Here is a 21,181-nt window from a genome sequence, read left to right as displayed (position 1 = left end):
CATGTTCGTCATGGAGCTCACGTACATCGCGCCCATCGAAGCCGTCGAAGAGGAGATGGACGCCCACATCGCCTGGCTGGACGGCTACTACGCCGGGGGCGTCTTCCTCGCCTCCGGCCGCAAGGTCCCGCGGGACGGGGGGATCATCCTGGCGGGTGGGGTCTCCCGCGCGGAGATCGAGAAGATCGCGGCCGAGGACCCGTTCACCGTCGCCGGTGTCTGCGAGTACCGCATCACCGAGTTCCTCGCCACGAAGACCTCGGCGGACCTGTCGACGGTACGGGAGAACCCGGCGGTGTAGCCCCGGCGGTGTGGCACCGCCGCCGGCGCCGGTGCCGGCAGGTGGTGGACGCCGGGTTCTAGTGCCGTGGCCGGGCGGGAACCTTGATCGGCGAGATGCCGTTGGGAGATCGGGACTGCCGGGACGGCCGGAAGTCAACCGGCCGTCCGCGAACCCGGGTTACGGAACACCCGGGCTACCGCACCCCGTCACCCCACGGAGTCACCCTTGCCCCAGCTGCCCCGCCCCGCCGAGCCCGCCGACATCCCCGAGCTGATACGCCTGCGCGCCGTCGCCCTCGACAGCCTCGGCGTCGATCCCGGTCCGGCCGACGCCGCCTGGCGGCAGACCGCGTACGACTGGTTCGGCGAGCGCATGGGCGGCCGGGCCGACGTGCACTGCCTGGTCGTGGGCGGCGCGCCCGGCGAGCCGCTGCTGGCCACCGGCATGGCCTGGGTGACGTACCACCTGCCGAGCCCCCAGTGGACCGACGGCCGCCGCGGCTACCTCGACGGCATCGTCACCGACGAGGCGGCCCGCGGGCGGGGCCACGGCCGCCGGATCGTCGACGGGCTCGTCGCCTGGCTCAACGACACAGGCATCCACTACATCCAGCTCCACGCCAGCGCCGACGGCGAGCCCGTCTACAAGGCGGCCGGCTTCGTCACCGGCCGCTACCCCGGCATGGACCTCTTCACGACGCCGACGGCCTGATCACCGCCGCTCCAGCCGGGCCACCCGCCCCTTCTCCCCCGCCGCCCAGCAGTCCCCGTGGGGCGTGCAGTCGACGGTGTCGAAGGAGCCCGTCTCCAGCGCGTGCCAGCTGCGGCCCCCGTCCGTGGTGACGTCGGTGCCGGTCGGGCCAACCGCGAGGGCCGTGCCGCGGGAGTACGGATACCAGGCCGCGCCCGAGCGATAGGCCGGTGGCGGGGTCGTGGCCGGGCTCCACGTGCGCCCCGCGTCGGAGGACACCGCCGCCGCCCGCGGGGAGGCCTCGCCTGTGCGGTAGTCACCGCCGACCGCGAGGCCCGTCGTACGGTCGCGGAAGGCGAGGGCGAAGACGCCCTTCGCCGGGTCGCCCGCCGGGACGGTGGAGTCGGCGAACCGCCAGGTCCGGCCGCGGTCCGCGGAATGCAGCACCCGGGCGACCGCGCCCCCGCCCGTGGCCAGCCACACATCGCGCGGCCCGGCACTGACCAGGCACTGGCCACTGGCCGCGAAGCCCGCCTCGCCCGGCAGCGCGTCCGGCATTCCGGCGCTCGGGAGCACCTCCCAGCTCCGCCCGCCGTCGTCGGTGGACAGGATGCGGAACTTGCCGTCCACCGGGTCGCTCATCGCGAGCCCGTGCCGGGAGTCGAAGAAGGTCAGGCAGTCGTAGAAGGCGTGCGGGTCGGGGTTTCGGAAGGTCTCGGTCCACGTCGCGCCGCCGTCCTCGGTGCGCAGCACCCTGGAGGCCTCGCCCTCCCCGATGGACAGGGCCACCGCGCGCCGGGCGTCGAAGGCCTCGACGTCGCGCAGCTCCAGCCCCTCCGCAACCGCGCCCGGCGGCGACACGTCACTCCAGCTGCGGCCCCCGTCGACCGTGCGCAGCACCGTCCCCTTGGAGCCGGCCACCCAGGCCGTGCTGCGGCTGACGGCTGCCAGCCCCCGGAACCTGACGCCCTTGCCGGTGTCCTTCAACGCCCAGCCCGTGCCCCGCAGGTCCGGTAACGCCCCGGCCGGCTCTCCCGGTATCCCTGCTGCCGAAGCCCCGGCCGAAGCCCCGGCCGCCTGCGCCGGAGCGGCTGCCACCGCCACCGCCAGAGCCGCTGCGCACATGCCAACTCCCAGAAGTCTCATGGCGCCGGAAGCTAACGCACCCCGGATTGGGCGTCCAGGGCGCGTCCCTTGCGCCGGGTTCCTAGGCTGGGGCCATGCCCTCCAAGGAACCCAAGGCCTACGACGGCAAGCGCATCACCGTCACCTACGACACCGGGCGGTGCCTGCACGCCGCCGAATGCGTGCGCGGCCTGCCCGAGGTGTTCGACACCGGGCAGCGTCCCTGGGTACAGCCCGACGGGGCCGATCCGGAACGGGTCGCGGAGGTGATCCGCCGTTGTCCCTCGGGGGCGTTGCAGTACCGGCTCGCCGACGGCCCGGCCGAGCAGGGCGACCGGCCGACCACCGTCGTACGGTCGCCCGTCGGCCAGTTGATCCTTCGCGGCGAGCTGAGCGTGACGACCCCGCAGGGCGTCCGGTCGGAGACCAGGGCCATGCTTTGCGCCTGTGGAGTGAGCCGGAACCAGCCTTACTGCGACCACTCCGGGGCTTGCGGCTCGGAGTGAGGACCCTTCCCGCGCATCCGCTCCACGGTGACTCTGTGCGATCACACGGGCCGGTTCCAGCCAATCGGTGACACAGCTCACGTCCCCCCGCATGCACGGAATCGCCGATTCCCGCGTCTATCCGGTTGCCGGGCCCCACCCCCTCAGTCCGGCAGCAGATCCGCCGCAAGGGAGCGAGCCTTGATCACTGTCATCGAGCAGGCCGTGCAGGCCCGTCTGGTCGCCACCGCCCCGAAGGTCGAGACCGTTCCGGTCACGCTCAGCTACGACCGCTCGGATCCGTTCGCCGTGCGCATGGCCTTCCCCGCCCCGGCCACGCTGGAAGGCATCGAGGTCTCGTGGACCTTCGCGCGCGAGCTGCTGGAGTCGGGGCTGGACCGCCCGACCGGCTACGGCGACGTGCGCGTGCGCCCCTACGACCCCGACCGGACCACGATCGAGTTCCACGCGCCCGAGGGGGTCGCGATCGTACTGATGGCGACGGCCGAGCTGCACCGCTTCCTGGAACGCGCCGCGGCCATCGTGTCACCGGGCCTGGAACACCTCTACCTCGATGTGGACCACAGCCTGGCCGAGTTGATGCGCGGCTCCTGCTGATCCCCCGGCTGCCCCCGGCTAATTCGTTTGCGGGCGGCTCCGGTCGCCCGTAGTTTCGTAGACGTCTCCCGGCTACCGCCGGGAGGGGCACCACGCACCACGCCGCCGTCGAAACGGAGCAGGACATTGCTCGTCTGAGGTTCGAGACACCGACCGACCACGTCGGCTGTCTCCCCGCGTTGCACGCACCACTCACGCAACCTGGAGGCCTCCATGAGTCATGCCCCTACCTTCGTCACCTGCTCCTCCCTCTCCTTCGACTGGCCCGACGGAACCTCCGTCTTCAACGGATTCCAGCTGGCCGTGGGCCGCGGCCGCACCGGCCTGATCGGGCTCAACGGCTGCGGGAAGTCCACCCTGTTGAAGCTCATCGCGGGTGAGCTGACCCCGTCCGGCGGACAGGCCACCTCGGCCGGCACGGTCGGCTACCTCCCGCAGGACATCACCCTCGACACCGCGCTGCGCGTGGACCAGGCCCTCGGCATCGCCACCACCCGCGCCGCCCTGCACGCCATCGAGGCGGGCGAGGCGACCGAGGCGAACTTCACCGCCGTCGGCGACGACTGGGACGTGGAGGAGCGGGCTCTGGCCACGCTCGACCAGCTGGGTCTCGCCCGGATCGGCCTGGACCGTACGGTCGGCGAACTGTCGGGCGGGGAGTGCGTGCTGCTGCGCCTGGCCGCGCTGCTGCTCGCCCGCCCCGACGTCCTGCTGCTCGACGAACCCACCAACAACCTGGACCTGCGGGCCCGGCGCCGCCTGTACGCGGCTGTCGAGTCCTGGTCCGGGGTGATGATCCTGGTCAGCCACGACCGGGAGCTGCTGGAGCGCGTCGACCAGATCGCCGAGCTGCGCGACGGCGAAGTCCGCTGGTACGGCGGGAACTTCACGGACTACGAGGAGCTGCTCGCCGCCGAGCAGGAGTCGGCCGAGCGGATGGTCCGGGTCGCGGAGGCCGACGTACAGCGGCAGAAGCGGGAACTGGCCGACGCCCACGTCAAGTTGGCCCGGCGCAAGCGGTACGGCCAGAAGATGTACGACACCAAGCGCGAGCCCAAGATCGTCATGGGCGCCCGCAAGCGCGCGGCGCAGGAGTCGGCGGGCAAGCACCGCATCATGCACACCGAGAAGCTGGCGGACGCTCGGGAGCGGCTCGACCAGGCGGTGGAGGCCGTCCGCGACGATGCCGAGATCCGGATCGAACTGCCCGCCACCCAGGTCCCGCCGGGCCGCCGCGTACTGACCCTGAGCGGGCTGCGACTGGCCCACGGGGCCACGGCGGCGGGCGAGTGGGAGCTGCGCGGTGCGGAGCGGATCGCCCTGGTGGGCGGCAACGGCTCGGGCAAGACCACCCTGCTGCGTACGATCGCCGGGCTCCTGCCGCCGGCGTCCGGGGAGGCGGTGACGCATGTGCCGACGCGGTTCCTGCCGCAGCGGCTCGACGTACTGGACGACAGCCGTTCGGTGGTGGAGAACGTGGCACGGTTCGCCCCGCACGCCACGAACAACCTGATCCGGGCTCGGCTGGCGCACTTCCTGTTCCGGGGCGCCCGGGCGGACCGGCCGGCCGGCACCCTGTCGGGCGGCGAACGGTTCCGGGCGGCACTGGCGGCGCTGCTGCTCGCGGAGCCGGCTCCGCAGCTGCTGATGCTGGACGAGCCGACGAACAACCTGGACCTGGCGAGCGTACGGCAGCTGACCGGCGCGCTGGAGTCGTACGAGGGCGCGCTCCTGGTGGCGAGCCACGATGTGCCGTTCCTGGAGTCGATCGGTATCACGCGGTGGCTGCTGCTCGACGGCGAGCTGCGCCCGACCACGGCCGAGGAGGTCCGGGCGTCGCTGTGGCACGAGTGAGTGAGTGCCGACACTCGGGGCATCACCTGTCGGCATGACTTTGCCCCTCTCGGGCCCCCTGAGAGGGGCCTCCGAACTGCACAAATAACCGGATGTAACCGGGCATAAGGATGGCTGGGGCTTGGCTGGCCTTGACGCCGCGCTTAACCTACGGGTTCGTAGGCTACGGAACCGTAGGTAATTCGCTTTGTCCCCAGGAGTACCCGTGACGATCACCTCTCCCCACCTCGGCAGCTCTGAGGCGTGGACGGACGCCAAGCTGCTGTACGCGCTGGAAGAGGTGGTCGAGCAGGAACTCAACCGCCATCTGAAGGTCACCAAGGACTGGATGCCCCACGAGTACGTCCCGTGGAGCGACGGCCGGAACTTCCCGGGCTTCTTCGAGGACGGCGAAGCCTGGGACCCGAAGCAGTCCAAGGTCACCGAGATCGGCAAGATCGCGCTGGTCGTGAATCTGCTGACCGAGGACAACCTCCCCAGCTACCACCACGAGATCGCGACGCTTTTCGGCCGCAACGGCGCCTGGGGCACCTGGGTGCACCGCTGGACCGCCGAGGAGGGCCGCCACGGCATCGTGATGCGCGACTACCTGCTGGCCTCGCGCGCCGTGGACCCGGACAAGCTGGAAGCGTTCCGGATGCAGCACATGTCGGAGGGCTTCGAGTCCGACAACCGCCACTCGATGCTGCACTCGGTGGCGTACGTCGCCTTCCAGGAGCTGGCGACCCGCATCTCGCACCGCAACACCGGCCACCAGTCCGGTGACCCGGTCTGCGACCGGATGCTGGCCCGCATCGCGCAGGACGAGAACCTGCACATGATCTTCTACCGCAACCTGCTGGGCGCCGCCTTCGAGATCGCCCCGGACCTGACGATGCAGGCCGTGCGGGACGTCGTGGTCAACTTCCGGATGCCCGGGCACGGCATGCCGGGCTTCGAGCGGATGGCCGCGCAGATGGCGATCGGCGGGGTCTACAACCTGCGGATCCACCACGACGACGTGCTGAGCCCGGTGATCCGCTTCCTGAAGATCATGGACATTGACGGCCTCGGCCCGGACGGGCAGAAGGCCCAGGAGGAGCTCGGCCTGTTCATGAACGGCCTGGACTCCGAGGCCCGCAAGTTCGACGAGCGGCTGGCCGCCCGCGCGGCGCGCATCGCGGCCCGCAAGGCCTGACCGGTTTCCGCTCGCTCTGGCGGGTGACGACGATTGCCCTGGCAGGGCTGTGCTCTGCCAGGGTTTCGCGTTATGACCTTCCTCCGGGTGGACATCGACCAGCTGACCCGTTTCGCCCGCGCCCTCGACTCCTCGCTGCTCTCGCTGCGGGAGGCGCGGAGCGCACTGGACCACGTGCGGGCCGATCAGCTGGGCACCGCGGACCTCGACGCGGCGTGCGACGGCTTCCAGGAGAGATGGGCCTACGGCACGCGTGAGCTGGCCAAACGCGTCAAGACGGTCCGCCAGGGCGTGGACACGAGTGCGGTCGAGCATGCAGAGCTGGACGCGGCCATCCGCGCGGCCTTCCTGAAGGCGGGCGGCGGCCGTACATGAGCGCTTCCCCCGCGCTGGGTTTCGACCCGGCTCCCGGCCATCCGGCCACCGTCTTCGCCCTGGCCGCGAAGCTCCGCTCCTCGGCGGCCTCGCTGGGGGAGGCCTCCCGCGTCGTCGACGCCCTGGTCTCGAACAGCGGCGCCTGGCAGGGCGAGGCCGCCACCGCGTTCCGCGCCTCGCTCTCGAAGGACCTGCCCCAGTACCTGCGCTCGGCCCACACCTCCCTGGCGGAGGCGGCCCGCCGGCTCGGCAGCTGGCACGACACCCTGGTCGCGAACCGGTCGCTGGCCGCCCGCTACGAGGCCCAGGCCGCGGCGGCCACCACGCAGGACGACCTCGACGACGCCCGCCGCCTGGCGCGCGAGCTGGCCTCGGAACACTCGGCAGCGGCCAGTGGGGTGGCCCGGCTGCTGGACTCCGCGGCGGACCGGCTCGCGCCGAAGGAGCCGGGGGTCTTCGCCTCGGTCTGGCACAAGATCGTCGACGACCCGGCGGACGCCCTGTCCGACGCCTCGGCGATCCTCGGCGCGGTCGGGGCGGGCGTGGGCCTGTTCTTCCCGCCGGCCGGCTTGGCGGTGATGCTGGTCGCGGGCGGCCTGTCACTGGCGGCCCTGGGCATGCACCTGGCCGACCCGAAGTTCCGCAAGCCCCTGACGGACGGCTTCACGAAGGGCGAGTTCGGCGCGGACTTCTGGAAGAGCGGCGTAACCCTGCTGGGCGATACGGCGGGCGCCGTCCCCGGCGTAGCCGCCGTCGCCGTCGGCGCCAAGGCCGGCACCGCCGCGACCCGAGCCGCCCTGGCCGCCGCCCCCGAGGTCAGCGCCCTGGCCGGCCTCGGCGAGGGCGCGGGCTCTTTCGCCCGCACGACGTGGTCGACGGGGCTGCGGATCCAGGAGATCGAGAACCCGATCACTGCGTGGGCGCTCCGGAGCACCAGTCCAACGGTTACGAAGTCCGTGGGGCCGGCCATGCCGGCCGTGGGCGCTGTAACCGCCACCGCCGGCTACTTTTCGGACAGCGACTCACTCGAACAGACCTCTACGGCTGTGGACGGCGTCCGCGGCGTCGTGGACGACGCTCCGTCTGCCGGCGCCAAGGTGGCTCACGCCGTGTCGGTGATGAGGCCTTGAACCAAGACCGCGCGGCGCCGCCGATCTGGTTCCGACTCCCGCCGGGCTTCCACGACATCGGCCCCGGCGACAGGGGCGCGGTGGATCGCATCGCCGATGCCCTCGGACGCCCTGATGCCCGACGGGACCTCGGACGCCTCATGGACAACCTCGACGAGCTCACAGCTCACCATGTCGTACACACCTCGGTCGGCCTGCACCCGGTCGACCCTGTGGGCGTCTCGGCCTCCTTCTTCTCCCTGACCGTGCGGAACTCCGATCACGCGAACCCGCGCGTGTCTGTCGCGCAAACAGCCCTTGCCATCGCCCGATCGACACTGTGGATGAGTTCTGCCCGCCGATTCATCGATCTGCCGTCGTCGCAACCGTGTTGCCTCGTCGCCGGAATCATCTCCGCACCTGGTGTGGAGCAGCCCGTGTTTCAAGCCAGAGCCGTCATGGCCCACCCCGAGGGGGGCCACGTGCTCGTTCTCGACCTGACCAGCGCGGCAACCGAACATGCCGACGCCTACACCAGCATTCTCGAGGCCGTCGCCCACACGGTCAGCTTCTCCAACCCCGACCCTGACTCCGACCCCGGTCCCGCCGGCAAGACCGCAACCTCCCGCATCCTGGATCTGCTCTTGTGACGATCCTCGGCAAGGGATGACGCGCTGGCGCGCAGGGCCGGGCTCATGCGGCGCAGTGGGAAGGGAACGCAGAAACGCAGACCTGATCAACCGCGCGGCCGCAGCGCCAGCCGCTCGGACTCCGAGAGGCCGCCCCAGACCCCGAAGCGCTCATCATTGGCCAGGGCGTACTCCAGGCACGCCGCCCGCCCCTCGCACGCACCGCACAGCCGCTTCGCGTCGCGCAACGAAGAACCCGGCTCCGGGAAGAAGAAACCCGGGCCCGTCTGAGCGCACAGGGCAAGGTCGTACCAAGCGGGGGCACTGGCGGTTGTCGTCCGCTCACTCGTGTTCATCGACATGTGCAGAGACTGACCGCCCCCGATGGACGTCCGATCAACGCCTGATCAACAGGACCTCACGGCCCCGACACCGGCGCGCTGGCTATCACCGAGAATCTCGCCCCGAAGGGGTCCGCCAGCTTCGCGAAACGGCCGACACCCTCCATGAAGACCGGGGTCAGCCGGACCTTGCCGCCCGACTCCTCCGCCTTCGCCGCCGTCAGGTCACAGTCCGCGACCTCGAAGTACGGGGCCCAGTAGGGGCGCTCGGAGTCCTCGACGGGGTCCGCCGCGATCGGGACCAGGCCGCCGAAGGCCGCCTCGTCCGTCGTCCCGGCCGGCTTGACCATGGTGTAGGTGCCGCCCTCGAACGGCATCTCGGATATGTCCCAGCCGAACACCGAGCGGTAGAACTCGGCGGCCGCGGCCACATCGCCCGTGTACAGCTCCGTCCAGCACAGGGTGCCCACGTCCGTCACCGCGTCCAGGCCCTTGGTGCGCTTCGGCTGCCAGACTCCGAAGGCCACGCCGGCCGGGTCGGTGAATATCGCCATGCGGCCGAAGTCCATGACGTCCATCGGCTCGAACGTCACCCCGCCGCCCGCCTTGGTCACGGCCGCCGCCGTGGCATCCGTGTCGGGGGTCTGGAAGTACACCGTCCAGGCCGAGGGGCCCTGGTCCGCCGTCACCGTCATACCGCCCGCGACCGTCTTGTCGCCGAGCTGGAACATCCCGTACCCGCCGACTTCCACGCCGCCCGGCTGGAAGTCCCAGCCGAAGAGACCCGCATAGAACCCGGCCGCGCCGGCCGTGTCCGGTGTGCCGAGGTCCACCCAGTTCGGGGCGCCGTCCTTGTAGTCCGTCGTGAGCATGGCCCCTACTCCTTCCGTCCCCTGCACGGCTTCTGCTGCCTTCTGCCTTCTCTTCTGTCTTCTGTCTTCTCTCCTCTTCGAGCATCGCACCCGCCACTGACAGCGGCTGGCTCCACAGAGTGAACGACCGTGCGTTCGGTAAGATGTCGCCATGGCAGACGGGCGCGTGGAGCGCGGCAACCAGACGCGGCGGACGGTGCTCGAGCGGACGATGAGCATCGCCTCGGTGGACGGCCTGGAGGGCCTGTCCCTGGGGAAGATCGCCAGCGATCTGGGCCTGAGCAAGAGCGGGGTCTTCGCGCTCTTCGGCTCCAAGGAGGACCTCCAGCTCGCCACCGTCCGCGCCGCCGTGGACGTGTTCGTGGAGCAGGTCGTGCGGCCCGTACGCAAGGAGCCGGCCGGCGTGGCCAAGGTCTGGCGGCTGTGCGAGTACTGGCTCGACTACTCCCGGCGGCGCGTGTTCCCCGGCGGGTGCTTCTTCTACGCCGCCTCCGCGGAGTTCGACTCGCGCCCCGGCCCCGTACACGACGAGATCGCCAAGGCGCGCTCCGACTGGACGCGTTACGTGGAGCGGCACCTGGACGAGGCGCGACTGGCGGGCGGATTCCGGGACGGGACCGACCCGTCGGAGGTACCGCAGCTGGCGTTCGAGATCATCGCGCTGATGGAACTGGCCAACGCGCACTCCGTATTGCACGAGGAGCCGACGGCATACGAACGAGCCGGCCGAGGCATCCTCGACCGGCTCCGTGCGGTGGCGGCCACCCCGGCCGAACTCCCGGACCGGCCTCAGCCCGTCAACTCCCCCACCTGACGCTCCCCTTCGCCGCCATCTCGCCGGAGTCCTGGGCACGCGGGGCCGGGGCCGTCAGGAACTCGACGGCGGTGGTGATGACTCCGGGGTCGGCGAGGATGCGGCGGTGGCCCAGGCCCCGGGTCACGACCAGCCGGGCCCTGGGCCCGTAGGCCTCCGCGATGGAGCGGGACTGGGCGGGCGGGGTCATGTCGTCGTCGGTGTCGTGCACGAGCAGGATGTCCGCCGGGATCTCCTGCGGGTTGCGGTGGGCGTCGAAGCGGGGCCATATGTCGGGCTCGTCGGGGAAGAGACGGTGCTGGATGTGGTCGCGCATCGCGCGCTCGACGCCTTGCCCCACCCCGAACATGTCGCGGAACCGTTCCACGAGGTGGTCGAAGTCGGCGATGCTCCCGATGGCGACGATCCGGTCCACCCGGATGCCGTCCCGCAGGGCGAAGAAGGTGGCGAGCACCCCGAAGGAATGGGCCACCACGGCCGAGAAGTCGCCGTACTCCGCGTGCAGTCGGCGGATGATCGTCCGCTGCCTGAGGATCGTGGTGGCCCGGCCGCCGGACTCACCTCCGCCGGGGGCGTCGAAGGAGATGACCGTGCGCCCCTCCGCCCGGAGCGCGGCGATGAAACCGGCGAACCGCGAGGCGCGCGAGGTCCAGCCGTGCACCACCAGGACGGGCCGGCCGCCTTCGCCCCAGCGGTACGTGGTGACGGGTATGCCGTCCACGGTCAGCCGCCCGGTCACGGCCTCGGCCATCGTGTCCGCTTCGTCGGGACGGAGCCGGGGCCGGCCTGCGGGCCGGACGAACAACGCGAAGGCCGCCCGCCCCGTCAGGCCCGGGGCGACCCGGGCGCCGACGGTGAGGGTCTTGCTCAGGAGTGAAGCCATGGGATGCATGCCCGGATCTCCTCGGGACGGCGCCGGCCGGCCGGCAGGCCAAATGGCGTGGGCAGGATGATGAAAGGATATTAGCACGATCGTTCGTGTTGTTTATCTCGCACGCCGCCCCGCACGGCGGGAAGGTGTTCCGGCTCGTCAGCCGGTGCGTAGCCAGGCGGTGAGGGTGGTGAAGTCCGCGTCCGTCAGGCCCGTACGGGGGTCGACGTGGAGCAGCAGGGTCGGTCCGGGGTGGTGTGCGGCCACCCAGGTGCGGTCGGCGTCGGTGATCTCATCGTCGACCCAGGCGAACGGACGCCCGGCCGCCCAGTGGAGGAGGGTGCGGGTCTTCCAGTGCAGGCCGTCCCGCTCGTCCTCGTCGGAGTCCTCCGCGGATGGCTCGGGCCACGCCACCACGGGCAGTTCCGGCAGGCCGAGCCAGGGTGCGACGCACTCGTTCGCGTCCTCCATCCAGGTCGTGGCCCACACCAGTTCGCACCCCAGCGCCGCCAGCCGCGGGCCGTACGCGGGATTGATCCTGGCGAGGAGTGGACCGGCGCCGGCCACGTGCACCCCGGGGCCGGACCGGTACGTCGGGTAGCCGTCCGGGAGCTGCTGCGGCGTCGCCCCGAAGGGAATGAGCGGTCCGTCGACATCGAGGAAGAGGAGCGGGAGCTCCGCGCGGGCGGCCATACGCGCACGATAGCCGCCGGGCAGCGCCCATCCCTTGGGCCGGAAACCCCTGATCCAGGCCTTGCCAGTCGGTGAGCCCGCCCGGCGGTGAGCCGACCCCGCCCGTCAGTCCTCGTGCTTGGCCCGGCTTGGCTGGACTCGCTTGGGCTCGCCCGGCATTTTCGGGTAGTCCGGGGGGTAGGGCATGTCGCCCAGGCCGTGGTCGTGTTCGTGGCGGTCCGCGAGCTCCAGTACGGCGTCCAGCTCGAAGGCGTGCTCGTCCATGTCCGCCCGCAGATCGCCCAGTTCGGCGAAACGCGCCGGCATCGTCACGATGTCGAAGTCCCTCGGCTCCACATCGCCCAGCTCGTCCCAGCGCAGCGGGGCCGACACCGGAGCGTGCGGGCGGGGGCGGACGGAGTAGGCGGAGGCGATGGTGCGGTCGCGCGCCGTCTGGTTGTAGTCGAAGAAGATCCGCTCACCGCGCTCCTCCTTCCACCAGGCGGTGGTGACCTTCCCCGGCATCCGGCGCTCCAGCTCCCGGCCGATCGCGATGGCGCACCGCCGGACGTCCGTGAAGGTCCAGCGCGGCGCAATCGGCACGAAGACGTGCAGGCCGCGGCCACCCGAGGTCTTGGGCCAGCCTCGCAGCCCCAACTCCTCGAGCAATGGACGCAGTTCATAGGCTGCCGCCACCGCGTGCTGGTAGCCGGTACCCGGCTGCGGGTCCAGGTCGATGCGCAGTTCGTCGGGCCGGTCGGTGTCCTCGCGGCGCACCGGCCAGGGGTGGAAGGTGAGGCAGCCCAGGTTGGCAGCCCACAGGACGGCGGCCGGCTCGGTCGGGCAGATCTCGTCGGCCGTGCGGCCGCTCGGGAAGGCGATATGGGCGGTCGGAATCCAGTCCGGCAGATTCTTCGGCGCCCGCTTCTGGAAGAAGGACTCGCCCTCCACCCCGTCCGGATACCGCTCCAGGGTCGTGGGCCGGTTCCGCAGGGCGCGCGTGATGCCGTCCGCGACCGCGAGGTAGTACTCGGCCACGTCCCGCTTGGTGAGGCCGCGCTCGGGGAAGTACACCTTGTCCGGGTTGGACAGCCGTACCGTCCGCCCGCCCGCCTCCAGCTCGATCGCATCGCCCGCAGCACCCATGTGCGCCACGGTAGGCGGGCCTGACCGGGCGCGCATACCGAGCAGGTCCGCAGGTACCACCGCAGAATCGAAGACATGGATCTGCCGGTGATGCCGCCCGTGAAGCCGATGCTCGCCAAGTCCGTGGCCAAAATTCCGCCCGGCATGCAGTACGAGGCCAAGTGGGACGGCTTCCGGGCCATCGTCCACCGCGACGGCGACGAGATCGAGATCGGCAGCCGCACGGGTAAGACCCTGACCAGGTACTTCCCCGAGCTGGTGACGGCCCTGAAGGAGAATCTGCCCGCCCGCTGCGTCATCGACGGCGAGATCGTGATCGTGCACGACCGGCGGCTCGACTTCGACCGCCTCACCGAGCGGATCCATCCCGCCGCGTCCCGCGTGAACATGCTGGCCGCGACGACCCCTGCCAGCTTCGTCGCCTTCGATCTGCTCGCACTCGGCGACGAGGCCCTCCTCGACACCCCGCTCACCGACCGCCGTACCGCCCTTACCCAGATGCTCTCCACTGCTCGGCCCCCCGTGCATCTCGCGCCCGCGACCACCGACCCCGCGCTCGCGCAGGAGTGGTTCGAGCAATTCGAGGGCGCCGGGCTCGACGGGGTGATCGCCAAACCCCTCGATCTCCCCTACCGGCCCGATGCCCGTCTCATGTTCAAGATCAAGCACGAGCGTACGGCCGACGTCGTCATCGCGGGTTTCCGTTTCCACAAGAGCGGTCCGATTGTCGGATCGCTGCTGCTGGGGCTGCACGACGCCCACGGCGCGCTCCAGCACGTGGGCGTCTGCGCCGCCTTCCCCATGAAGCGCCGCGCCGAGCTGGTGGACGAGCTCGAACCCCTCCGGATGCCCGATCCCGAGGGCCACCCCTGGGCCGCCTGGGCCGAAGCGTCCGCACACGAGAGTGCCCGGCTGCCCGGCGCGCAGAGCCGCTGGACCGGCAAGAAGGACCTGTCCTGGGTGCCGCTGCGCCCCGAGCGGGTGTGCGAGGTGGCGTACGACCACATGGAGGGCGACCGTTTCCGGCACACCGCACAGTTCCGCCGCTGGCGGCCCGACCGGGTGCCGGAGAGCTGTACGTACGCCCAGCTGGAAGAAGTCGTCGGCTACGACCTCGCCGAGGTGCTCGGGCCGACGGCGGGCTGACGGCCGGCTGATGGCCCGCTGATGGCGGCCGACGGCGGCTGATAGCGGCTGATAGCGGCTGACGGCCGGCTGATAGCGGCCCGACCGCGCGCCGACGAGCCGGCACCGGCCCCGGTCAGCCCGCGGTCAGCTTCTCCCACTCCCCCCGGTCCGGCCCCACCGCGTTCGGCGCGTAGTCGGGCCGCGCCGCCAGCCAGCGGGCCACCCGGGCCCTGATCTGCGGATCCGCGTACGCCCGCTCGGGCGGGTCCGCCAGGTGTCGGACCCTGGCCCGGGCCCGCATCACCTCCGGGTCCTCCAGCGCGCAGTCGAAGAGTGCGGCCACCTCGCGCGCCGTCCCCATGCGCCCGGCCCGGGTGGCGAACCGCTCCCCGATGGCCGTGTCGGCCACCACCTGGAAGTCGAACCACGGCTTCAGGGTCCGCACCGCCCAGGCGTCGTACTCGGCGGCGAACCGCGCCGATCCCGGGTCCTGGTGCGCGGTACGGGCCACCCTGCGCGCGGCCCACAGGGCAAGCGAGGTGCCCTGCCCGAGGGTCGGGTTGGTGTGCGTGATGGCGTCCCCGACGGGAACCAGCCCGGTCACCACCGGGCCCCGCTCGTCGGCCAGGGAGCTCCAGCGGTTGTCCAGGCTCGCGGTGGCCAGTACGTCGGACAGCGGCTCGGCGCCCAGCTCCAGCCAGGCGGCACCCGGCGGGAAGGCCCGGGCGGCGGCCTCGAACACGGCCGGCTGACGCAGCGCGGAGCGGGTGGTGTCCTCGGTGTGCACGAACAGGGTCACGGCGAACACCCGGTTGTCGGCCGGGAAGACCGCGCATCCGGCGAAGGTGCCGCCGGTCACCGTCCAGGGCCGGCGCGGCCCCTCCTCCCGCCCCTCCGGCAGCCGGTACCAGCGGCAGAAGTACGCGAGCCCCGTGCGGTGCCGCTCCACGACCGGGGGCCGGCAGCCCGCCGCGGTCAGCCAGCGCTCGACGCCTCCGCGCCGCCCTCCCGCGTCCACGACGAGGTCCCCCTCGTACGCCCCGGCCGCAGTGGTCACCCCGGTCACCCGGATCCCGGGGGCCGTGGTCAGCCCGGTGTCCGTGGTCAGCCCGGTGTCCGTGGTCAACCCGGTGAACGTGGTCAGCCCGGTGACCGGCTCCCCGTACCGCGTGATGACGCCCGGCTCACCGCGCAGGGCGGTGGCCAGCGCGCTCTCCAGCACGATGCGCCGGGCCTGGAGCATCACCAGGTCCTCGTCGCCGGGCCGCGCGGGCGGGCGTACGTCGAACCAGTCGAGCTCGTGCCGCTCACGGGCCCCGAGCCGGAGCATCTCCTCGTACACGTCGGGCAGTTCGTCCCGCAGCACGTTGCGCGCGGCGCCGAGCAGCGCGTGCGGTTGCGTGGCCTGCGGTACGGCCGGGCGGCGCCAGCCGAAGAAGTCCCGGTCGAGCGCGGTGCCGGGCGCACGGGTGTCCCGTTCGAACAGTTCGGCGGTGTGTCCCCGGCGCGCCGTGAGCAGTGCGGTGGCCAGCCCCCCGACGCCTCCGCCTACAACCAGCACATGTGCCATTGCGCCCCCCTGAGCCGATACACCTATAAGCCGATGAGCCGATACGCCGACAGGCCGTACGACGATCAGACCGCCCAGAGCCTGCGCGGGCGGAGCCTGGCCGAAACCCGCACGCCTGTCCGAGGTCAGACGAGGCCCGCGCGGCGTGCGCGACGGGCCTCGACCGCGCGCCGCGTCTCCGCCTCGATCAGGTCGGAATGGAGCGCCACCGCCGCGCGCACGCCCTGGGCCGCGGCACCGGCGACCGTCTCCGTCGGAGCGGTCACATTGCCGGCCACCCACACCCCGGAGAGGCCGGTGGCCCCGGTGGCGGGGTCGGACTCGACGCAGGTGCCGATCACATGGCCGTTCCGGGCCACGGTGGCGGTGGGCAGGCCCAGGCTGGTGAGCACGCCGGAGCGGGCGGTGAACCGCGGCGCCACCACGAGCGCCTGGCACGCCACGGTGGCGCCGCCGGCCAGAACCACCCCGGTCAGCCGGTCCTCGGCGACCGCCAGGCCGGTCACCTCGCCCTCCGCCACCGCGATCCCCCGGGCGGCGAGCAGTTCCCGGTCGTCCTCGGTGAGGTGCCAGGTGTGAGACAGCAAGGTGACGTGCGCGCTCCACTGCCGCCAAAGCTGTGCCTGGTGCACGGAGACCGGCCCGGTGGCCAGTACGGCCAGGGGCTGGTCCCGGACCTCCCAGCCGTGGCAGTACGGGCAGTGCAGCACGTCCCGCCCCCAGCGGTCGCGCAGGCCCGGCACCGGCGGAAGCTCGTCCACGAGCCCGGTGGCTACCAGCAGCCGCCCGGCCCGGACGGTGGAGCCGTCCGCGCAGCGGACCAGGAAGCCCCCGTCGGGCAGCCGGTCGGCGGCGATGGCCGTACCGGCCGCCCCGGACCGGATCACGGCGCCGTACCCGGCCGCCTCGGCCCGCCCCCGGGCAAGCAAGTCGGCCGGGCTCGTCCCGTCGTGGCCGAGGTAGCCGTGCATGTGCGCGGCCGGGGCGTTGCGCGGGCTGCCGGAGTCGAGCACCAGGACCGCCCGGCGGGCCCGGGCCAGGGTCACCGCCCCGGCGAGCCCGGCGGCCCCGCCGCCCACAATCACCACGTCCGCCATGTCCATCACCTTCACCCCGTCCGCCCCGTCCGCCACATCCGCCACATCCGCCGCACCCGGTACCTCGAAATGTCCCGTCATCGCGTTGTCCATGACTGCGAGGGTGTGCCGGAATCGCCCCGATTGACAAATGCTCTTGCCGAACCGGCAAATGGATCCGTGGCCACCGACGCGAGGGCCACGGGCCGGGAAACTCCTCAGTCTCTTCGGCCCGCAGGGGAGCGGATCCAGATACGGGCCAGGCCCACGACGAACCGATCGGCAGAAGGAACGACACCGATGACCACTCCGAATGAACGCCCCGAGCCGGCCGAGCACCCCGAGCGGGCCGTCCCGCAGCCCAACGCCGTGGTCGGCGTCGGGCTGATCGTGGTCGGTGCGGACGGCCGGGTCCTGCTGGGTCAGGCGCACGACGGACGCTGGGAACTCCCCGGCGGCAAGGTGGACCCCGGGGAGGGTTTCGAGCAGGCCGCGGCCCGCGAACTGGCCGAGGAAACGGATCTGCGGGCGGCCGCGGAGGGCATTGAGGTGCTCTCCGTCCAGATCGACGCGAAGTCCGGTGTGACCCGGCTGACGGCGGCCGCGGTCACCCGCACCGCCGAAGGCACCCCCACGGTCACCGAGCCCCACAAGATCACCCGCTGGGAGTGGTTCGCCCCGGCCGAGATCCCCTCTGCCCTCTACGCCCCGTCAGCCGGGGTGCTCCACGTCTGGCGCCCCGAGCTGACGACCCTCCCGCACGCACCTTCGTACGACTATCCGACCGTGACAGCCCAGGTAGCTCACACGGCTCACACGGCTCCCTCCGGGCAAACCAGCACCAGCACCAGCCCCCACAGCTGACGAGCGCTTCCCCGGACGGTCGCCTGTCTCAAGCGGCCCGGCAGTCAAGGCGGTTCCCGCGCGTGCGACGCTCGTACGGCAGGCCGAACTCTGTCGCCCGCACCACACCCGGCTGGAAGCGGCCTCCGGGCGTCCGGCCCGTGTCCTGTTGCTCCCACCGAAGGGCTTCCCGGACATCTGGCCCGGGCAGTTCGGCCGCTTCACCGCCAAGTCGGTCGCCTCCGCGCACGACAGCTGGGGCCTGACCGTCACCCAGGGCGGCAGCGGTGCGGACAGCGGCGGCTACGGTGCGCTGCTCGGCCGGTCGGGCCTGGTCGTGCGCCGCACGACCTTCTACGCCCTCCCCTGACCGGCCCGGGTCGACCCCGGCCTCGTCGCCACATGCATCAGCACGCGGCCGGTGCCCGAAACGATCCGCCGCCGGCCCCCACTTCAAAGGGGGGCCGAAACGGCACAACACCAGGCCGGGAGGGCCACAACTACACGGCGGGCACGGCGCTGGCCACGGCGCAGGGCGAACTCTGCGCCGTGGCCGAGGCGTTGTGGGTAGAGCCGCCAACCTGACGGGTGCGGCACCGGGCCTCCTCCCGGAGGAGGAGGCCGGACCGGGCCGCGGGTCCCGGGCGGGGGTGGAGCGGGACCCGGGGCCTCGTGCCCGTGGGCGATGTGCCGTACCAGGGCAGGTTCCTAGCCTCGGGGCATGCGATCACAGGAAGCGGCCGCTTCGGTGCGGGCCGCCGAGCCGCTGCGCACCACCGACCGTTCCCACCAGCCCAAGGAGACACCGTGACCACCCTCAGCCCCGCCGCGCGCCGCGTCTTAACCGCAGGCCTCGCCCTCGCCGCCTGCCTCACCACTTCCCCCGCCCTGGCCGCAGCCGCCGAGGCCCCCGTCAAGGACGGCACCGGGGCCGGGCTCGACCGCTACTACCAGCAGCGCCTCGGCTGGGGCAGCTGTGTCCAGGGCCCCGACGACACGACGGGCCGCGATCTGGACAAGGCCGGCGTGCAGTGCGCGGGCGTGACCGTGCCGCTGGACTACGCCGCCCCCCGAGGGCGCACGATCACCGTGGCGGTATCCCGGCTCAAGGCCACCGACACCCGCCACCGCATCGGCTCGATCCTGCTGAACAACGGCGGCCCGGGCGGAGGCGCGGTCGAGTCACCGCCGGACATCCGCAAGGCGATGAAGGGCGTCGGTGCGCGCTACGACATCGTCGGCTTCGACCCGCGCTTCGTCGGCCGCAGCACACCGCTGGACTGCGGCTGGCCCCTCGGTATGACCTGGTTGTCGGCCGGCGCCGGCCGGGCGGGCTTCGACCGCCAGGTCGCCCTGCAGAAGAGCCTGGCCGACAAGTGCCGGGCCACCAACGCCTCGGTGCTCCCGCACATCAGCACCCGCAACACGGCCCGCGACATGGACGTCATCCGCGGCGCGCTCGGCGAGCGGAAGATCTCCTACTTGGGCTACTCGTACGGCACCTACCTGGGCACGGTCTACACGCAGATGTTCCCCGGCCGCTACGACCGGGTGGTGCTCGACGGGGCGATCACCCCGGGCGACTACCGCGCCCGGCTGCTGAAGGGCACCGAGCCCGAGAACGAGAAGGCGCTGTCCGACTGGGCCGCCTGGGCGGTGGAGCGCCACGACACCTACGGCCTCGGCCGCACCCGCGCCGAGGTGCTCGCCACCGTCGACCGCGTCGTCGCGGCGTCCGCACGCGGCCCGCTGACCATCGGCGCCGGCGCCGATGCCTTCCGGATCGACGACAGCCAGCTGCCGCTCCTCCTCTTCTCGGGCATCGCGGACGACACCGACCCGGCGCGGGCGTCCTTCGGCGACACGCTCTCCGCACTGGCCAAGGCCGCGGAGGGCGCGCCGACCACGCTGTCGCCGGAGTTCGCCGCGGCGCTCCGGTACGCGCTGCGCGGCGAGGACGAGCCCACGGGCGCGCAGTCCGCGATCATCTGCGGGGACGTGGCCGCCCGGCGCGACCCCGAGCTCTACTGGCGGGACATCGAGCGCAACCGCGCCGCGCACCCGCTGTTCGGCCCGCTGACCAACAACATCAACCCGTGCGCCTTCTGGGACCGGCCCCGCGAAGAGCCCACCCAGGTGCGGCGCGACGCCCCGGCGCTGATCGTGGCCGCCACCGGTGACCCGCGCACCACGTACAAGAGCAGCGTCGAGCTGCACCGCCTGCTGCCGAGCTCCAGGCTGGTCACCCTTGAGGGCGCCAACCGGCACGCCCTCTTCGGGCTCTACGGCAACACCTGCGTGGACGACCAGGTCAACCGGTACCTGGCCACCGGCAAGCTACCGACGAAGGATCAGACCTGCGTCAAGCAGGCCGGCTAGCGGAGCGGAGGCTCAGCCGCGGGGGATAGCGGGCCGGCCAGCCGGGAGCCGAGACGGAGGGGCCGTGGAGGGCGGAGCCCTGGGGCACCTCGACTCCCGGATTCCGGGAAGTGGTCGCGGACTGCGGCTACGGCGACCACGCCGAGTTCCGCCACCCCCTGCGCGAGGCCGGCCTGTCGTTCGGCATGCGCGCGGCCGCGACGCGCATCAGCCAGGCGATTTCCTCGCGCGGGTTTCCGGCTCCATTGGCCCGGCCGTGCGGGTGCGGGGGTTCGGCGAGGGGGCGGCCGGCCGCTTTGGTCATCTGGCTCCGAACACGATCGGCCACGGCACTAGCTCACCGCGGCGACCGTGGCGATGGTGATCACGGCCACCGCAGCCTGCATTTCACGGATGGCGGCGCGGACGCCCTCGGCCGCCCACTGGCCGGCGGCTATCTCCGCCATGCGCGCATCGACCTGCGGGCGCGACAGACCGGGGAAGGCCAGCCGGTGCAGTCTGGCGGAGTGGATCAACGCGATCAGGCCCGCCGTCCGCTCGTCCGGCTCGGCGCCCATGACGACGACGGCCTCCAGCCGCTCCCGCAGCGCGCGCACGACCGAGCCGTCGGCTTCGGGGTGGCGGCGCCGCGGGAACACACCGAGCACCTTGTGCTCCGTCTCCCCGACCACACCCCGCCCGCGCAGGCTTTCCAAAGTGGCGCCCACGCCCTTCTCCTGGTCCTTGGTCAGCCAGTCCGTCACCCGGCGTTTGCACCGGCCGCGCAGCCAGGTCTCGATCAGCGGGAGGCGGCTGTCGAGCAGCTGCTCGCCGGTGGGCTCCACACGGGTCAGTTCGAGGTACTTGCCTGCGATGGATACCCGCCCGGCGAGGACGAGTTCGAGCAGGATCGCGCCGGCCACGGCCCAACCCGCCGACTGGCGCTGCTTGATCGACCCGGAGTCGTCATCCAGGGACAGCAGCATGATCTCCTCAGCCAGCGTGACCGCCATGCCCGTACCCCCGAGATTTCCCCGCACTTCCCCCATCGTTCATCAGACCAGACGCTCAGACCGACCTGATGGTTCCCCCCCACCGGCCCAGCCACCACCCCTGCACCCCCACCCCCCGCTACACCCCCGCCC

The 21,181-nt window shown here is 72.0% G+C and carries 23 protein-coding genes; 14 read left to right on the top strand and 9 right to left on the bottom strand.

Annotated elements, in window-relative coordinates; all coding sequences use genetic code 11:
* The first annotated feature begins 1 nt into the window (after nucleotide 1).
* The gene (locus tag J7I97_RS22995) at nucleotides 2-301 is read left to right on the top strand and encodes a YciI family protein (RefSeq protein ID WP_214937893.1); all 300 of its coding nucleotides are present in this window, start codon (nucleotides 2-4) and stop codon (nucleotides 299-301) included.
* 207 nt (nucleotides 302-508) lie between these two features.
* Nucleotides 509-994, top strand: a complete 486-nt coding sequence (locus J7I97_RS22990; protein WP_214937891.1) for a GNAT family N-acetyltransferase — start codon at nucleotides 509-511, stop codon at nucleotides 992-994.
* Here J7I97_RS22990 and J7I97_RS22985 read toward each other — a convergent pair whose 3' ends face one another.
* The gene (locus tag J7I97_RS22985; protein WP_214937889.1) at nucleotides 995-2,098 is read right to left on the bottom strand and encodes an oxidoreductase; all 1,104 of its coding nucleotides are present in this window, start codon (nucleotides 2,096-2,098) and stop codon (nucleotides 995-997) included.
* Between the two features lie 95 nt (nucleotides 2,099-2,193).
* On the opposite strand from J7I97_RS22985, the gene J7I97_RS22980 reads away from it, so the two are divergent.
* From J7I97_RS22980 to J7I97_RS22950, 7 genes are all read left to right on the top strand, one after another.
* Nucleotides 2,194-2,604, top strand: a complete 411-nt coding sequence (locus tag J7I97_RS22980) for a (4Fe-4S)-binding protein (protein ID WP_214937887.1) — start codon at nucleotides 2,194-2,196, stop codon at nucleotides 2,602-2,604.
* A 180-nt stretch (nucleotides 2,605-2,784) separates the two neighbouring features.
* Nucleotides 2,785-3,201, top strand: a complete 417-nt coding sequence (locus J7I97_RS22975) for an SsgA family sporulation/cell division regulator (RefSeq protein ID WP_214937885.1) — start codon at nucleotides 2,785-2,787, stop codon at nucleotides 3,199-3,201.
* A gap of 213 nt (nucleotides 3,202-3,414) precedes the next feature.
* Nucleotides 3,415-5,055: an ABC-F family ATP-binding cassette domain-containing protein gene (locus tag J7I97_RS22970; RefSeq protein WP_214937884.1), complete on the top strand. Its 1,641-nt coding sequence runs from the start codon at nucleotides 3,415-3,417 to the stop codon at nucleotides 5,053-5,055.
* 205 nt (nucleotides 5,056-5,260) lie between these two features.
* Nucleotides 5,261-6,232, top strand: a complete 972-nt coding sequence (locus J7I97_RS22965) for an acyl-ACP desaturase (protein ID WP_214937882.1) — start codon at nucleotides 5,261-5,263, stop codon at nucleotides 6,230-6,232.
* Nucleotides 6,233-6,304: 72 nt separating this feature from the next.
* Entirely contained in the window at nucleotides 6,305-6,607 is a 303-nt protein-coding gene (locus tag J7I97_RS22960; protein WP_214937880.1) for a hypothetical protein, read from the top strand.
* Entirely contained in the window at nucleotides 6,604-7,737 is a 1,134-nt protein-coding gene (locus tag J7I97_RS22955) for a hypothetical protein (RefSeq protein WP_214937878.1), read from the top strand. Before J7I97_RS22960 ends, J7I97_RS22955 begins: the two co-directional genes overlap by 4 nt.
* Entirely contained in the window at nucleotides 7,734-8,366 is a 633-nt protein-coding gene (locus J7I97_RS22950) for a hypothetical protein (protein ID WP_214937877.1), read from the top strand. The genes J7I97_RS22955 and J7I97_RS22950 overlap by 4 nt, the downstream gene beginning before the upstream one ends.
* Nucleotides 8,367-8,452: 86 nt before the next feature.
* Here J7I97_RS22950 and J7I97_RS22945 read toward each other — a convergent pair whose 3' ends face one another.
* Both J7I97_RS22945 and J7I97_RS22940 read right to left on the bottom strand, forming a co-directional pair.
* Nucleotides 8,453-8,701: a WhiB family transcriptional regulator gene (locus tag J7I97_RS22945; RefSeq protein ID WP_214938029.1), complete on the bottom strand. Its 249-nt coding sequence runs from the start codon at nucleotides 8,699-8,701 to the stop codon at nucleotides 8,453-8,455.
* Between the two features lie 62 nt (nucleotides 8,702-8,763).
* Entirely contained in the window at nucleotides 8,764-9,558 is a 795-nt protein-coding gene (locus J7I97_RS22940; RefSeq protein WP_214937875.1) for a VOC family protein, read from the bottom strand.
* A 151-nt stretch (nucleotides 9,559-9,709) separates the two neighbouring features.
* On the opposite strand from J7I97_RS22940, the gene J7I97_RS22935 reads away from it, so the two are divergent.
* Nucleotides 9,710-10,372: a TetR/AcrR family transcriptional regulator gene (locus J7I97_RS22935; protein WP_214937874.1), complete on the top strand. Its 663-nt coding sequence runs from the start codon at nucleotides 9,710-9,712 to the stop codon at nucleotides 10,370-10,372.
* Here the strand turns inward: J7I97_RS22935 and J7I97_RS22930 are convergent.
* From J7I97_RS22930 to ligD, 3 genes are all read right to left on the bottom strand, one after another.
* Nucleotides 10,356-11,264 (bottom strand): alpha/beta fold hydrolase, encoded by a 909-nt coding sequence (locus tag J7I97_RS22930; RefSeq protein WP_214937872.1) that lies wholly within the window; start codon nucleotides 11,262-11,264, stop codon nucleotides 10,356-10,358. The genes J7I97_RS22935 and J7I97_RS22930 overlap by 17 nt on opposite strands.
* A gap of 138 nt (nucleotides 11,265-11,402) precedes the next feature.
* Nucleotides 11,403-11,936, bottom strand: coding sequence for an HAD domain-containing protein (locus J7I97_RS22925; protein WP_214937870.1), 534 nt, complete (start codon nucleotides 11,934-11,936; stop codon nucleotides 11,403-11,405).
* Nucleotides 11,937-12,041: 105 nt separating this feature from the next.
* The gene (ligD, locus tag J7I97_RS22920; RefSeq protein WP_251049801.1) at nucleotides 12,042-13,061 is read right to left on the bottom strand and encodes a non-homologous end-joining DNA ligase; all 1,020 of its coding nucleotides are present in this window, start codon (nucleotides 13,059-13,061) and stop codon (nucleotides 12,042-12,044) included.
* Nucleotides 13,062-13,136: 75 nt separating this feature from the next.
* Between ligD and J7I97_RS22915 the strand changes: the two genes are divergently transcribed.
* The gene (locus J7I97_RS22915) at nucleotides 13,137-14,207 is read left to right on the top strand and encodes an ATP-dependent DNA ligase (RefSeq protein ID WP_214937868.1); all 1,071 of its coding nucleotides are present in this window, start codon (nucleotides 13,137-13,139) and stop codon (nucleotides 14,205-14,207) included.
* A gap of 115 nt (nucleotides 14,208-14,322) precedes the next feature.
* Here J7I97_RS22915 and J7I97_RS22910 read toward each other — a convergent pair whose 3' ends face one another.
* The gene (locus J7I97_RS22910; RefSeq protein ID WP_214937866.1) at nucleotides 14,323-15,759 is read right to left on the bottom strand and encodes an NAD(P)/FAD-dependent oxidoreductase; all 1,437 of its coding nucleotides are present in this window, start codon (nucleotides 15,757-15,759) and stop codon (nucleotides 14,323-14,325) included.
* A gap of 125 nt (nucleotides 15,760-15,884) precedes the next feature.
* Nucleotides 15,885-16,862 carry an NAD(P)/FAD-dependent oxidoreductase gene (locus J7I97_RS22905; RefSeq protein WP_214938026.1) on the bottom strand — a complete coding sequence of 326 codons (978 nt, stop codon included), beginning with the start codon at nucleotides 16,860-16,862 and terminating at the stop codon, nucleotides 15,885-15,887.
* A gap of 273 nt (nucleotides 16,863-17,135) precedes the next feature.
* Between J7I97_RS22905 and J7I97_RS22900 the strand changes: the two genes are divergently transcribed.
* From J7I97_RS22900 to J7I97_RS22890, 3 genes are all read left to right on the top strand, one after another.
* Nucleotides 17,136-17,699 (top strand): NUDIX hydrolase, encoded by a 564-nt coding sequence (locus J7I97_RS22900; protein WP_214937864.1) that lies wholly within the window; start codon nucleotides 17,136-17,138, stop codon nucleotides 17,697-17,699.
* A 148-nt stretch (nucleotides 17,700-17,847) separates the two neighbouring features.
* Entirely contained in the window at nucleotides 17,848-18,048 is a 201-nt protein-coding gene (locus J7I97_RS22895) for a hypothetical protein (RefSeq protein ID WP_214937862.1), read from the top strand.
* Nucleotides 18,049-18,485: 437 nt separating this feature from the next.
* The gene (locus J7I97_RS22890; protein ID WP_214937860.1) at nucleotides 18,486-20,057 is read left to right on the top strand and encodes an alpha/beta hydrolase; all 1,572 of its coding nucleotides are present in this window, start codon (nucleotides 18,486-18,488) and stop codon (nucleotides 20,055-20,057) included.
* Nucleotides 20,058-20,389: 332 nt separating this feature from the next.
* On the opposite strand, the gene J7I97_RS22885 is transcribed toward J7I97_RS22890, so the two are convergent.
* Nucleotides 20,390-21,049 carry a GPP34 family phosphoprotein gene (locus tag J7I97_RS22885; protein ID WP_214937858.1) on the bottom strand — a complete coding sequence of 220 codons (660 nt, stop codon included), beginning with the start codon at nucleotides 21,047-21,049 and terminating at the stop codon, nucleotides 20,390-20,392.
* Nucleotides 21,050-21,181: the final 132 nt, after the last annotated feature.

This window comes from Streptomyces sp. ISL-87 (assembly GCF_018614095.1).
GTDB lineage: Bacteria > Actinomycetota > Actinomycetes > Streptomycetales > Streptomycetaceae > Streptomyces.
The sequence above is the reverse complement of the archived record's forward strand: the minus strand, read 5'-3'. Positions and strand labels throughout refer to the sequence as shown.

Excerpts from the sequence above, each read along its gene's own strand:
- J7I97_RS22985 (WP_214937889.1), bottom strand. The coding sequence starts at position 2,098 with ATGTGCGCAGCGGCTCTGGCGGTGGCGGTGGCAGCCGCTCCGGCGCAG.
- J7I97_RS22935 (WP_214937874.1), top strand. The coding sequence starts at position 9,710 with ATGGCAGACGGGCGCGTGGAGCGCGGCAACCAGACGCGGCGGACGGTG.
- J7I97_RS22960 (WP_214937880.1), top strand. The coding sequence starts at position 6,305 with ATGACCTTCCTCCGGGTGGACATCGACCAGCTGACCCGTTTCGCCCGC.
- J7I97_RS22915 (WP_214937868.1), top strand. The coding sequence starts at position 13,137 with ATGGATCTGCCGGTGATGCCGCCCGTGAAGCCGATGCTCGCCAAGTCC.
- J7I97_RS22955 (WP_214937878.1), top strand. The coding sequence starts at position 6,604 with ATGAGCGCTTCCCCCGCGCTGGGTTTCGACCCGGCTCCCGGCCATCCG.
- J7I97_RS22925 (WP_214937870.1), bottom strand. The coding sequence starts at position 11,936 with ATGGCCGCCCGCGCGGAGCTCCCGCTCCTCTTCCTCGATGTCGACGGA.
- J7I97_RS22885 (WP_214937858.1), bottom strand. The coding sequence starts at position 21,049 with ATGGCGGTCACGCTGGCTGAGGAGATCATGCTGCTGTCCCTGGATGAC.
- J7I97_RS22900 (WP_214937864.1), top strand. The coding sequence starts at position 17,136 with ATGACCACTCCGAATGAACGCCCCGAGCCGGCCGAGCACCCCGAGCGG.
- J7I97_RS22970 (WP_214937884.1), top strand. The coding sequence starts at position 3,415 with ATGAGTCATGCCCCTACCTTCGTCACCTGCTCCTCCCTCTCCTTCGAC.
- J7I97_RS22910 (WP_214937866.1), bottom strand. The coding sequence starts at position 15,759 with ATGGCACATGTGCTGGTTGTAGGCGGAGGCGTCGGGGGGCTGGCCACC.
- J7I97_RS22945 (WP_214938029.1), bottom strand. The coding sequence starts at position 8,701 with ATGAACACGAGTGAGCGGACGACAACCGCCAGTGCCCCCGCTTGGTAC.
- J7I97_RS22905 (WP_214938026.1), bottom strand. The coding sequence starts at position 16,862 with ATGGACATGGCGGACGTGGTGATTGTGGGCGGCGGGGCCGCCGGGCTC.
- J7I97_RS22995 (WP_214937893.1), top strand. The coding sequence starts at position 2 with ATGTTCGTCATGGAGCTCACGTACATCGCGCCCATCGAAGCCGTCGAA.
- J7I97_RS22940 (WP_214937875.1), bottom strand. The coding sequence starts at position 9,558 with ATGCTCACGACGGACTACAAGGACGGCGCCCCGAACTGGGTGGACCTC.
- J7I97_RS22980 (WP_214937887.1), top strand. The coding sequence starts at position 2,194 with ATGCCCTCCAAGGAACCCAAGGCCTACGACGGCAAGCGCATCACCGTC.
- J7I97_RS22930 (WP_214937872.1), bottom strand. The coding sequence starts at position 11,264 with ATGCATCCCATGGCTTCACTCCTGAGCAAGACCCTCACCGTCGGCGCC.
- ligD (WP_251049801.1), bottom strand. The coding sequence starts at position 13,061 with ATGGGTGCTGCGGGCGATGCGATCGAGCTGGAGGCGGGCGGGCGGACG.